9 protein-coding genes are annotated in these 13713 nt (G+C 32.8%); 4 read left to right on the top strand and 5 right to left on the bottom strand.

The features are described from left to right. Nucleotides 1-23 precede the first annotated feature (23 nt). From arcC to BINT_RS09560, 5 genes are all read right to left on the bottom strand, one after another. A complete protein-coding gene (arcC, locus tag BINT_RS09580; protein ID WP_014488375.1) occupies nucleotides 24-965 on the bottom strand; it encodes a carbamate kinase in 942 nt (313 codons plus the stop codon). Between the two features lie 129 nt (nucleotides 966-1094). Further along, a complete protein-coding gene (gene ygeW / locus BINT_RS09575) occupies nucleotides 1095-2285 on the bottom strand; it encodes a knotted carbamoyltransferase YgeW (RefSeq protein WP_041177381.1) in 1191 nt (396 codons plus the stop codon). 50 nt (nucleotides 2286-2335) lie between these two features. Continuing rightward, nucleotides 2336-3667, bottom strand: a complete 1332-nt coding sequence (locus tag BINT_RS09570) for a YgeY family selenium metabolism-linked hydrolase (RefSeq protein WP_014488373.1) — start codon at nucleotides 3665-3667, stop codon at nucleotides 2336-2338. A 58-nt stretch (nucleotides 3668-3725) separates the two neighbouring features. Then, nucleotides 3726-4919, bottom strand: coding sequence for a diaminopropionate ammonia-lyase (dpaL, locus tag BINT_RS09565; RefSeq protein ID WP_014488372.1), 1194 nt, complete (start codon nucleotides 4917-4919; stop codon nucleotides 3726-3728). Next, nucleotides 4912-5565: a helix-turn-helix transcriptional regulator gene (locus tag BINT_RS09560; RefSeq protein WP_014488371.1), complete on the bottom strand. Its 654-nt coding sequence runs from the start codon at nucleotides 5563-5565 to the stop codon at nucleotides 4912-4914. Before BINT_RS09560 ends, dpaL begins: the two co-directional genes overlap by 8 nt. A 180-nt stretch (nucleotides 5566-5745) precedes the next feature. On the opposite strand from BINT_RS09560, the gene ssnA reads away from it, so the two are divergent. From ssnA to yqeB, 4 genes are all read left to right on the top strand, one after another. Beyond that, on the top strand, nucleotides 5746-7077 hold the full coding sequence (ssnA, locus tag BINT_RS09555) for a putative aminohydrolase SsnA (RefSeq protein ID WP_014488370.1): 1332 nt from the start codon (nucleotides 5746-5748) through the stop codon (nucleotides 7075-7077). Nucleotides 7078-7174: 97 nt separating this feature from the next. Beyond that, complete coding sequence (ygfK, locus tag BINT_RS09550) at nucleotides 7175-10144, top strand: putative selenate reductase subunit YgfK (RefSeq protein ID WP_014488369.1); 2970 nt, start codon at nucleotides 7175-7177, stop codon at nucleotides 10142-10144. A 96-nt stretch (nucleotides 10145-10240) separates the two neighbouring features. Continuing rightward, on the top strand, nucleotides 10241-12811 hold the full coding sequence (xdh, locus tag BINT_RS09545; protein WP_014488368.1) for a selenium-dependent xanthine dehydrogenase: 2571 nt from the start codon (nucleotides 10241-10243) through the stop codon (nucleotides 12809-12811). Between the two features lie 15 nt (nucleotides 12812-12826). Further along, on the top strand, nucleotides 12827-13654 hold the full coding sequence (gene yqeB, locus BINT_RS09540) for a selenium-dependent molybdenum cofactor biosynthesis protein YqeB (protein ID WP_014488367.1): 828 nt from the start codon (nucleotides 12827-12829) through the stop codon (nucleotides 13652-13654). The last annotated feature ends 59 nt before the right edge of the window (nucleotides 13655-13713 follow it).

Raw genomic sequence — 13713 nt, 5'->3', positions numbered from 1 at the left:
GTTCATTTATATACTACTAAAAATTATTTTACTACTCTAGTACCAGTTTTTCCATTGATAGCATCTTTAGCTTTTTCTAATAATGTTATCATAGCTTCTTTTCCAGTAGCTTCAACAAACTGCATACAAGCCTGTACTTTTGGAAGCATAGAACCAGGAGCAAACTGACCATCATCGCAATGTTTTTTAGCTTCTGCTATAGTCATAGAATCAAGCCATTTAACATCAGGTTTTCCAAAGTTAACAGCAACTTTTTCTACAGCAGTTAAGATGATAAGCATATCAGCATTAAGTTCTTTAGCAAGTACAGAAGCAGCAAAGTCTTTATCTATAACAGCAGCCATACCTTTTAAGTGATTACCTATTCTTATTACAGGTATTCCACCACCGCCGCAGCAAATTACTAATGCTTTTTCATTAAGCATAGCATTGATTGCAGTACTTTCAGCTATAGCAACAGGTTTAGGAGAAGCAACAACTCTTCTGTATCCTCTTCCTGCATCTTCTTTTACTATCCAGCCTAATTCTTTAGCTTTTGCTTCGCCTTCTTCTTTAGTCATGAATTGACCTATAGGCTTAGTAGGGTTTTTGAAAGCAGGGTCATTTTCATCAACTACTACTTGTGTAATTAATGTAGCTATTGGTGGAACAGTAATCTTTCTATTAGAGAATTCTTCCATAATAGCATTCTGTAAGTCATAACCAATATAAGCCTGACTCATAGCAACACATACTGATAAAGGTATAGGATTTCCAGTATTATGATTATTAGTATATTCATTCATAGCATTGTTAATGAATCCAACTTGAGGACCATTACCATGAGCTACAATTACTTCGCATCCGCTTTCTACTAAATCTACTATATTTTTAGCAGTGATTTTTACAGCTTCCATTTGCTCAGCAAGAGTATCACCTAAAGCATTACCTCCCAAAGCAATAACAATTCTTTTCTTATTTTCCATATTTTAATATCCTAAATCAAAAATTAAATTCTTTTTATATTGGAAAAAGTGCTTTTTTTCACAATATAACAGATATAAAATGGTAAGTACTATATATATTATAGATACTTACCATCTATTTAGTTTTAATTATCCAAATATTCTTTGTTTTTTATCAGAAGCTAATTTGCTTAATACAGCTTGAGGATCTCTGAACTTAGATAAGAAGATCATAGCAGCTATAACATATGGTTTGTAACTAGCTTGTTTGTAAAGAGGTACTCTGTATCTGTCGAATACTGAAGCTTCAACTTCACCATCTTTACAGCTAACATCATTAATATCAGCAGGTAAGCAGTGTAAGTATAAAGCTTTTCCGTCTTTAGTTTTCTTCATTTTTTCTTCAGTACAGCACCAATCTTTATAATTAGCGTTTTGCTCTAATAATCTTTTTTCAAGAGCTTTGATACCGTCAGTGTCACCTTTACCATAAAGGTCAGTTCTTTCCTGCATAGCAGCAAAAGGAGCCCAAGATTTAGGATAAACAACATCAGCATCTTCAAATGCTTCGTCCATATTGTTAGTGATAGTTAATTTAACACCAGCAGCTTCAGCATTTTTCTTAGCAATAGCTTCAACTTCAGGCATAAGTTCATAACCTTTTGGATAAGCTAAAGCAACATCCATACCTAATCTAGTGAATAAACCAGCAGCACCTTGAGGTACAGAAAGAGGTTTACCGTAAGAAGGTGAATAAGCCCAAGTCATAGCAACTTTTTTACCTCTTAAGTTTTCTAATCCGCCTAATTCATGGATGAAGTGTAAAGAGTCAGCCATCATTTGAGTTGGATGGTCTCTGTCACACTGTAAGTTAACTAAAGTAGGTCTTTGCTCTAATATACCGTCATTGTAACCTTGTTTTACAGATTCAGAAACTTCTTTCATATATTCATGACCTTTACCGATGTACATATCATCTCTGATACCAATAACATCAGCCATGAAAGATACCATGTTAGCAGTTTCTCTAACTGTTTCACCATGAGCTATTTGGCTTTTACCTTCATCTAAGTCTTGTACTTCTAAACCTAAAAGGTTACAAGCAGAAGCGAAAGAGAAACGAGTTCTAGTAGAATTATCTCTGAATAAAGAGATACCTAAACCAGAATCAAATACTTTAGTAGAAATGTTGCTTTCTCTTAAGAATCTTAAAGCATCAGCAACAGTCCAAACTGCTTGTAATTCATCAAAAGTTTTGTCCCAAGTTAAAAAGAAATCATTTTGATACATTTTGCCGAATTCAAGGCTATCAAGTTTTGAAATGTATTTTTGTATACCCATATTTTTTTCATCCTTTTTTATTTATTTTAATTTTTTTATTAAATCACAAATTATTTATTTTCACAATAGATAGTAGGTACAGCAGCGTATAAAGCAGCACAGTTTACTAAATCTTGTTTCCAAGTTTTTTCATTAGGAGCATGTGCTTGAGCTTCAGCACCAGGTCCGAAACCTATACAAGGTATTCCGTTTCTTCCCATAATAGATACACCGTTAGTAGAGAAAGTCCATTTATCAGTAAGTGGACGAGCTTTTCTTTCTTTATCTATTTCTGGAGTAGGTCCTACTCTTTCAGTACCGAATAAGCCTTTATAAGCTTCTTCTAAAGTTTTAGTAACAACATGGTCTTCAGGTATTACCCAAGTAGGGAAGTAACATTCTATTGGATAAACTAAGTTAGTCCAAGAAGGTCTGTCATAGTTATACATAGATACTTCAGCACCATATTTTTTAACGTTAGGAAGATTTCTAATTTCTTCTAAGCAGCTTTCCCAAGTTTCACCAGCTGTCATTCTTCTATCTAAAGAAATAGAACAAGAGTCAGCTACAGCACATCTGCTTGGAGAAGTATAGAAAATTTGAGAAACTGTTACAGTACCTCTTCCTAAGAAGTTAGCTTCTTTGTATTGAGGATTGTATTTTTCTTCTAACATTTTTACTAAGCCTTTGATTTCTGTAGAATCTTTAGCATCGTTTTCGTTAAGGCTTCTGATGTCTTGAAGTATGTCAGCCATTTTGTAAATAGCGTTATCTCCTCTTTCTGGAGCAGAACCGTGACAAGAAATACCTTTAACGTCTACTCTTATTTCCATTCTTCCTCTTTGACCTCTGTAAATACCGCCGTCAGTAGGTTCAGTAGAAATTACGAATTCAGGTTTAATTTTGCTTTCTTTACAAATGTATTCCCAGCATAAACCATCGCAGTCTTCTTCTTGTACTGTACCAACAACAACTACTTGATATTTGTCATTTAAAAGACCTAAATCTTTCATTATTTTAGCACCGTAAACACCAGAAACTATACCGCCTTCTTGGTCAGAAGTTCCTCTTCCTCCGATTTCTACATCATTTTCATAACCTTCATAAGGGTCAAAATTCCAGTTATCTTTGTTTCCTATACCAACTGTGTCTATATGAGCATCTATACCTATTAAAGTTTTACCAGTACCCATATATCCTAAAACGTTACCCATAGGATCGATATCAACTTTGTCAAATCCTACTTTTTTCATTTCTTCAGCTATTCTTTCGATTACACCTTTTTCTTCACAAGATTCACTAGGAATTCTAATTAAATCTCTTAAGAACTTAGTCATATCAGCTTTATAGCCTTCAGCTTTTGCTTTTATTTGTTCAAATTGTTCTTTTGAAATAGCACTCATTGTTTTTATTCTCCTAAAAATTTATAATTTATTTTTTATTTCTTTTTTACTTTTATAATTATCTTTCTTTAGCTTCCCAAATGATATTTTTCCATCTTTCAGGATCAGTATCACCTTCTGTGCTGAATAATAATACTTTAGAATTGGAATCAAGTTTTAATTTTTTTCTTAATTCAGCATATTCATCATTAAGCATTATAGTAGCTAAAGCACCGAATGGAGCAGCACCAGATTCACCAGATACTACTTGAGGGTCTCCTTTTAATGGAGCAGATAACATTCTCATACCTCTAGCAGCAACTATATCCTGAGCAGCTATGAAACAATCAGCATGGTTTTTAAGTATATCCCAAGAAGTGATATTAGGCTCACCGCAAGCAAGTCCAGCCATAATAGTGTCTAAATCACCTTCAACTATTCTTATTTTTCCGTCTCCAGCTTCAGCTCCTTTGTATAAACAAGCAGCAGCATCAGCTTCCACTACTACCATTACAGGAGGATTATCTTTATATTTGTTAGAGAAATATCCAACCATAGCACCAGCTAAAGAACCAACACCAGCCTGTACGAATACATGTGTAGGTCTTTCACCGAATTGCTCATCAGCTTCTAAAGCCATAGTACCATAACCTTGCATGATCCAAGCAGGTATTTCTTCATATCCTTCCCAAGCAGTGTCCTGAACAACTACTCCGTTTTGAACTTTAGCAGCTTCAGCAGCAGCTTTTCTAACGCATTCATCATAGTTGAATTCTTCTATTGTAGCTGTAGCACCTTCAGCCTGAATATTTTTTAATCTAGTTTCTGTTGAACCTTTAGGCATAAAAATTACTGATTTTTGTCCTAATTTGTTAGCAGCCCAAGCAACACCTCTACCATGGTTACCGTCTGTAGCTGAGAAGAATGTAGCTTGACCGAATTCATCTTTTAATTTTTTTGAAGTTAATACATCATAAGGGAATTCGCTTACATCTTTTCCCATTTTCTGAGCTATATATCTAGCCATAGAGTAAGAACCGCCTAATACTTTAAAAGCATTAAGACCGAATCTATATGACTCATCTTTTACTTTTATAGTTCCTAAACCTAAATATTTAGCCATTTCTTTTAAATCTGCTAATGGTGTTTCTGTATATTGAGGGAAACTTTGGTGAAAAGCTTTTGCTTTTTTTACTTCCTCAATAGACATAATTGGTAAATTTTTATCTTCTGTTTTAGGCATTTTATTTTCAGCCCATTTAAGATCACTCATTTATATCCTCCTTTTTTGAATCTATATAGTTATATAGAGTGAATTTACTTATTCCAAAATGATTAGATACCTTATCTCCGGATTTAGTTATCAAAAATACTCCGGAGTCATTTAAAAATTTTATAGCCTTTATTTTTTCATCTTTATTCATTATAGAAGCAGGCTTTCCTACTAATTCCTCACTTTTTATTATTAACTTTTCCATAAGTTCTTGAGCACTATTAGGGATTTCTTCCAATTTAGATTTATCTTCAGTTTGTAATAATGTATCTAAATCGCTTTTAAATGGTAAAAAATTAGTTATATCGAAGTTTATAGATAGTATATATCTGTATTTACCATTCATATCCTTTATAAAAACTGTTGAAGATTTCAATATTTTTCCATTTGATGCTTTTGTAAGGTATGATAAATGGTCAACTATTGGTTCCCCTTTTCTTAGTTTTTCTATGGTGTTTATAACGATATTAGAGGCACCTTCTCCTGCTTGTCTTCCAGTTATACCTCCATTAATAATAAAAATAATTGTATGTTCCAAGTCATCTTCTTTTAGTTCATGTAAACAAACTTCACAATTATTTCCAAATTGTCTTGCTATGCCATGAGCAACGCTTATTAATGTTTCAAGTATTATATTAGAACTCATAAATATTCCAAAATATTTTATAATAGTTAATTAATATGCTTATAGTATACTAATTTTTTTTTAGATTTTCAAGAAAAAATCTAAATTTTTTTTGAAAATTCGTTGACAAATGTGCTTTTTTTAATATCCTATTAAAATGTATATAAATAATTACTCGAATATAAATTTAGGAGGCAGCTTATGTTATTAATAGGTGGGGGAAAATTAATTACTAGAGATCCTGCTAAGCCATTTATTGAAGATGGTGCAGTTCTTTGTGATGGAAGATTAATTAAAGAAGTTGGAAAAACTTCAGATTTGAAAGCAAAATATAAAGATGCTGAGTATATAGATGCTAAAGGAAGCATTATTATGCCGGCTTTCATAAATGTACATGAACATATTTACTCTGCTATGGCTAGAGGTTTCAGCATTAATGGTTATAATCCTAAAGGATTTTTAGAAATATTAGATGGTATGTGGTGGACTATAGATAGAAACCTTACTTTAGAACAAACTAAACAAAGTGCTATGGCTACTTATATAGAATCTATTAAAAGCGGTGTTACTACTGTATTTGACCACCATGCTAGTTTCGGTCATATTGAAGGTTCTTTATTCGCTATAGAAGAAGCTGCTAAAACTATGGGTGTTCGTTCTTGTTTATGTTATGAAGTTTCTGATAGAGATGGAGAGGCTAAGTCAAAAGCTTCAGTTAAAGAAAACCTTGATTTTATTAAACATGCTATGGCTGATAAAACAGATATGATTAAAGGTATGATGGGAATGCATGCTTCTTTCACTATTTCTGATAAAACTATGGAAGCTTGTATGAAAGATTTACCTGAAGGTATAGGCTGCCATATTCACGTTGCTGAAGGTATAGAAGATTTACATGCTTGTTTGAAAGAACATGGTAAAAGAATAGTTGATAGACTTTATGATTTCAAAGTTTTAGGTCCTAAAACTATACTTGTACATTGTATATATATCAATCCCCATGAAATGGATTTAATCAAAGAAACAGATACTATGACTTCTCATAACCCTGAATCTAATATGGGTAATGCTTGCGGATGTCCTCCTACAATGGAATTAATGAAAAAAGGAATATTAACAGGTTTAGGTACTGATGGATATACTCATGATATGACAGAATCATACAAAGTAGCTAATGTACTTCATAAACATAGCCTTTGCGATCCAAATGCTGCTTGGGGCGAAATACCTACAATGTTATTTGAAAATAATGCTAAAATGGCTAATCGTTATTTCGATACTCCACTTGGCGTACTTAAAGAGGGTGCTGCTGCTGATGTTATCATTGTAGATTATAAAAACTATACAGAATTAAGTGATAAAAATATTAATGGACATATATTATTCGGTATGAACGGCGGACATGTTAATACTACTGTTTGTAACGGTGAAGTATTGATGAGAGATAGAAAACTCACTAAGATTGATGAAGAAGCTGCTTATGCTAAGATAAGAGAAGAAGCTGATAAGCTTTGGAAACAGATTAATAAATAAAAAATAATATCATGAAATTCTATATAAAATTGATTTTTATATAGAATTTTTTTGGTATTTTAATAAATTACAGTAATAATTAATTGGAGGAATTATAATGAGTGATGTAATGACACCCATACCTTTTGGAAACCTTATGAATTGGATTCTAGAAGAAAAAAAATCTGGTAAAGTATTTGGTGTTTCAAGAGCATTTAAAGCTGATAAAGCTAAATATTACGAAATTTTTGGAAGAAAATTAGAAACTCCTATAGGACCTGCAGCAGGACCTCATACTCAATTAGCTCAAAACATAGTTGCTGCTTATTATACAGGAAGCAGATTCTTTGAACTTAAAACTGTTCAGAAAATGGACGGAGAAGAATTAAGCAAATGCGTTGCTAAACCTTGTATCACAGCTAATGATGAATGTTATAACTGTGAATGGTCTACAGAACTTTATGTTCCTCAGGCTTTTGATGAATATGTTAAGGCTTGGGTTGCTTTAAAAGTAATTGCTAAAGAATGGGATTTAGGAGATATGGACGGTTTTCAGTTCAATATGTCTGTTGGTTATGATTATGAAGGCATTAAAACTGAAAAAATCGATACTTTCATTGAAGGCATGAAAGATGCTTCTAATACTCCTATTTTCAAAGAATGTAAACAATGGTTAACTGATAATATCAGCAGATTCCAAAACTTCAAAAAAGAAGATATAGATAAAATCAATGCTGATGTATGTAATTCTGTTACTTTATCTACTCTTCATGGATGTCCTCCTACAGAAATAGAAAAAATAGCTTCATACCTAATCACAGAAAAGAAATTAAATACTTTTGTTAAATGTAACCCAACTTTATTAGGTTATGAATATGCTAGAAAAACTTTAGATGAAATGGGTTATGATTATATATCATTTACCGATTTCCACTTTAATGATGACTTACAATACAGCGATGCAATTCCTATGCTTCAAAGACTTCAAAAATTAGCTGAAGATAATTCACTTGCATTCGGTGTAAAAATAACTAATACATTCCCTGTAGATGTTAAACAAAAAGAATTACCATCTGAAGAAATGTACATGTCTGGTAAATCTTTATTCCCACTTTCTATGACAGTTGCTTCAAGATTGAGTAAAGATTTTGACGGAAAATTGAGAATTTCGTATTCAGGCGGATGTGATTATTTCAATATCAATGATGTTATAGATGCAGGAATTTGGCCTGTAACTATGGCTACTACTTTCTTAAAATCAGGCGGTTATCAAAGAGGCGAGCAAATAGCTAAAAACCTTAAAGAACCAAAAGCATTTACTAAAGTAGATGTAGCTAAAACTGAAAAAATCATTGAATGGAGCAAAAAAAGCAAACATCATATTAAACCTGTTAAGCCTCTTGCTAGCAGAAAAGTTAATAAAAAAGTACCTTTGATCGATTGTTATATAGCTCCTTGTATGGAAACTTGTCCTATTCATCAAGACCTTACTACTTATATAAGACTTAATTCTGAAGGAAAATATGAAGAGTCTTTCAAAGTTATTATAGAGAAAAACGCTCTTCCATTTGCTACAGGTATATTATGTCCTCATACTTGTATGGATAAATGTACTAGACAATTCTATGAAGAGCCTGTAAGCATTAGAGCTTGCAAATTAGAAGCTGCTAAAGCTGGATATAGTAAAGTAATAGGCACTTTAAAACCTGCTGCTTCTATAGGTAAAAAAGCTGGTATCATAGGTGCTGGTCCTGCCGGACTTTCTGCTGCATTCTTCTTGGCTCGTGCTGGTGTTGATGTTACAGTATTCGATAAGAGAGAAAAAGCTGGCGGTGTAGTTGCTAATATTATACCTAGCTTCAGAATAAGTGCTGAAGAGATTGGAAATGATGTTAGCTTATGTAAGCAAATGGGTGTTAAATTTGAATTAGGCAAAGAAATTAAAGATATAAAAGAATTTGCTAAAAATTATGATTACACTGTTGTTTGTATAGGTGCTCATAAAAATATGCCTTTAAAACTTGAAGCCGGCGAATCTATGAACGCTCTTAAATTCTTAGAAGAGTTCAATAAAACTAATGGAAACGTTGCTTTAGGAGAAGATGTAGTAGTAATTGGAGGCGGTAACACTGCTATGGATGCTGCTCGTGCTGCTAAGAAAAATAAAGGCGTTAAAAATGTTAGATTAGTTTATAGAAGAACTAAGAGATATATGCCTGCTTTAGAAGAAGAACTTCAAGAGGCTTTAGAAGATGGTGTTGAGTTTATGGAATTACTTGCACCTGTTAAATTAGAAAACGGTAAACTTCTTTGTAAAAAAATGGAATTATCTGACTATGATGAAAAAGGCAGAAGAAATGTTGTTGAAACTGGCGAAACAGTAGAAGTACCTGCTAGCAGTGTTATAGCTTCTATTGGTGAGCAAATTGAATCTGACTTCTACAAATCTAATGGTATAGATGTTGATGATAAAGGCAAGCCAAAATGTTCTGCTGCTAATGAATCATCTATCAAAAATGTTTATGTTGCTGGTGATGGTTTATATGGTGCTGCTACTATAGTTGAAGCTATAAGAGATGCTAAAGTTGTTGCTGAAGCTATATTAGGAAAAGCAGTTGCTCCTGATTTGCCTTCTGTTTCTACTGAAGAAATATCTTATAGTAAAAAAGGTAATTTGAAAGAAGTATCAAAAGACCCTGAAGCTACTAGATGTTTAAGCTGTGATTATATTTGTGAAAGCTGTACTGAAGTTTGTCCTAACAGAGCTAATGTATCTATAAAAGTTGCAGGACATGCTAAGATATCACAAATCATACACGTTGATTATATGTGTAATGAATGCGGTAACTGTGAAACATTCTGTCCTTATAGTTCTGCTCCTTATAAAGATAAATTTACATTGTTTGCTACTGAAGATGATATGAAAAATTCTAAAAATGATGGTTTCTTATTCTTAGATAAAGAAGGAAATGCTAAACTTAGAATTGATGGTAAAGAAGAATCTTATAAAGTTGGCGGAAAGAACAATGGTGTTTACACTATAGTTGATGCCGTATTTAATAACTATAAGTATTTAATATTAAAATAATTGACTTTATATTGATTATTGTATAACATAGCAAAGGAGAGGTAAGTATCTTTCCCTTGTTATGTTTATTTGATTTTAATATATAAGGAGGAATATATGGGCGAGATTGCCAAGATTATCATTAATGGTAAAGAGATGAGCTTTGACTCAGACAGAAAGTTAATGGATGTTCTTAGGAATGACTGTAAATGTAAATCAGTTAAAGACGGATGTTCTGAAGGTGCTTGCGGAACTTGTACTGTTTTGATAGATGGAAAACCTACTAAAGCATGTATACAAACTATAGGAAGATTGCAGGGTAAAAGCGTACAAACTATAGAGGGATTTACTCAAAGAGAAAAAGATATTTATGCTCATGCTTTTGCAGTTGCAGGGGCCGTTCAATGCGGATTCTGTATACCTGGCATGGTTATATGTGCTAAAGGATTAATAGATAAAAATCCTAATCCTACAAGACTTGAAATTGTTGCTGCTATTAAAAATAATATTTGCAGATGTACAGGATACAAAAAAATCATTGATGCTATAGAATTAGCTGCTAAAATGATTAGAGAAAATATTGATGTTAAAGAATACAAAGGTAAAGTAAAATTAGGCGATAGAAATATTGCTAGAGTAGATGCTAAAGAAAAAGCTTTAGGTATTGGCGAATACTGTGATGATATAGAGTTAGAAGGTATGCTTCATGGGGTTGCTGTAAGAACTAAATATCCAAGAGCTAAAATATTAAAAATAGATATTAGCGAAGCAAAAGCTTTAAAAGGCGTAGTTGATGTAATAACTGCTAAAGATTTACCTGGTGCTAAGAAAATCGGACATATTTTCCATGACTGGGATGTACTTATCGGTGAAGGCGAAACTACAAGATTTATCGCTGACGGTTTAGCTTTAATCGTTGCTGAAGATGAAGCTACTGCTAAAAAAGCTAGAGATTTAGTAAAAATAGAATATGAAGAATTACCATTGGTAAGAAATCCTCAGGAAGCTATGAAAGAGGGTGCTCCTTTAGTTCATGAAGAAAGAGAAAGCAATTTACTTACTCATGAAAGATTAGTTAAAGGTAATGCTGATGAAGTAATAGCTAAATCTAAATATAAAGTTACAAAACATTATGAACTTCCTTGGACAGAGCATGCATTTATGGAAGCAGAAGTTGCTGTTGCTATGCCTTTCAATGAAGATGGAATATTTGTATATTCAAGCGACCAAAGTGTTTATGATACTAAAAAAGAGGTTGCTTTGGCTTTAGGTATAGATGCAGAAAAAGTTGTAGTAGAAAATAAATATGTAGGCGGCGGATTTGGTGGTAAGGAGGATATGAGTGTTCAGCATTATGCAGCTATAATGGCATATAGAACAAAAAGACCTGTTAAATTTAAACTTACAAGACAAGAAAGTATAAACTGGCACCCAAAACGTCACCCTATGAGCATAGATATGACTACTGCTTGTGATGAAAACGGTATACTTACAGCTATGAAAGCTACTTTAATTACAGATGCCGGTGCTTATGCTTCATTATCAGGCCCTGTACTTCAAAGAGCTTGTACACATGCTGCTGGTCCTTATAATTATCAAGTTATAGATATAGAGGGTAAATCTTTCTATACTAATAACCCTCCAACTGGACCATTCAGAGGATTCGGCGTACCTCAGTCTTGTTTTGCTACTGAAATGAATATAAACTTGCTTGCTGAAATGTGCGGTTTAGATCCTTGGGAAATAAGATATAGAAATGCTATACGTCCTGGTCAAGTGCTTCCTAACTATCAAATAGCTGATGAGGCTACAGGACTTGTTGAAACATTAGAAGCTGTTAAAGACATTTATTATAATAATAAAAATGTTGGTATAGCTTGTTCTTTGAAAAACTCTGGTGTAGGTGTTGGTTTGCCTGACACAGGAAGAGTTCGTTTGGTAGTAAAAGACGGAAAAGTTAATGTATACTCTGCTGCTTCTTGTATAGGACAGGGTATTGCTACAGTACTTTATCAAATAGCTGGAGAAACTCTTGATTTGAATGATGATGAGATAATAATTCATCAGCCTAATACTGCAACTTCTCCTGACTCCGGTACTACTTCAGGTTCAAGACAAACACTTATTACAGGTGAAGCTTGTAAGAGAGCTTGTGAAGACCTTAAGAAAGATTTGGCTGGTAAAACATTAAAAGATTTAGAAGGAAAAGAATATTACGGCGAATGGTTAACTATTACAGATAAAATGGGCGTTGATAAACCTCATCCTGTTTCTCACGTTGCATACAGTTATGCTACACAAGTATGTATACTTAATGATGACGGTACTATAAATAAAATAGTTGCTGCTCATGATATAGGAAAGGCTATTAACCCTATAGCTTTGGAAGGACAAATTGAAGGCGGTGTTGTTATGTCTTTAGGTTATGCTTTGACAGAAAAATTCCCGCTTGAAGATTGTGTTCCTAAAGTTAAATTCGGTACTTTAGGATTATTCAGAGCTGATAAAACTCCAGATGTTGAATCTATTATTATAGAAAAACCTGGTGTTCCTTATGGTTATGGTGCTACAGGTATAGGAGAGATTTCTAGTATACCTACTGCTCCTGCTGTTGCTTTAGCTTATTATAAGTTTAACGGTGAGTTCCAAACAGAACTACCACTTAAAAATACTCCTTATTCAAGATAATTTATTTTATTTATTATGAGTTTATTTAACGATGAACTTGTAATTGTAAGAGGAGCTGGTGATTTAGCTACAGGTATTGTGTATTCCTTATACAAGGCTCATTTCAAAGTTATTGTATTAGAAACACAATACCCCTCTTCTATTAGAAGAAGGGTTGCATTATCCGAAGCTGTTTATGATGGTGAAAGTAAAGTTGAGGATATTGAATCTGTATTGGTAAAAAGCTATGAAGAAGCTCTTAATATAATTGCAAATAAAAATTATAAAAAGATTCCTATTCTTATAGATCCTAATTGTGATATACTAAAAAATATAAAACCAACATTTTTAATTGATGCCATAATTGCTAAAAAAAATCTTGGTACCAATAAATCTATGGCTAAATATACTATAGCATTAGGTCCAGGTTTTACTGCCGGTAAAGACTGTGATATTGTTATAGAAACTATGCGAGGTCATAATCTTGGAAGAATGTATTTAGAAGGCGAGGCTATACCTAATACAGGAATTCCCGGTAATATAGGCGGTAAAGAAGCTGAAAGAGTAATACATGCAAGTTCTGACGGCATTATTGAAAACGTGAAAAATATAGGCGACTTTGTTAAAGAAAAAGAAGTTATAGCATATATAAATAATAACAATGAAAAAATAGAAGTGCTTGCTACTTTTGATGGGCTTTTAAGAGGCATTATAAAAGATGGTTTCAAAGTTCATAAGGGTTTGAAAATAGCTGATATTGATCCTAGAAAATCTGAATATGATAATTGCTTTACCATTTCTGATAAGGCTAGAAATTTAGGCGGTTCCGTACTTACTGCTATGATGTATTTATATAATAGATAATTAATTTTAGATTATACCTAAACAATTATATTTTATCAAAAATCAATTTATATTTTTAT

This window comes from Brachyspira intermedia PWS/A (assembly GCF_000223215.1).
Classification (GTDB): Bacteria; Spirochaetota; Brachyspiria; order Brachyspirales; family Brachyspiraceae; genus Brachyspira; species Brachyspira intermedia.
Note: the sequence above shows the minus strand (reverse complement) of the source record. Positions and strands in the feature narration are given on the sequence as shown.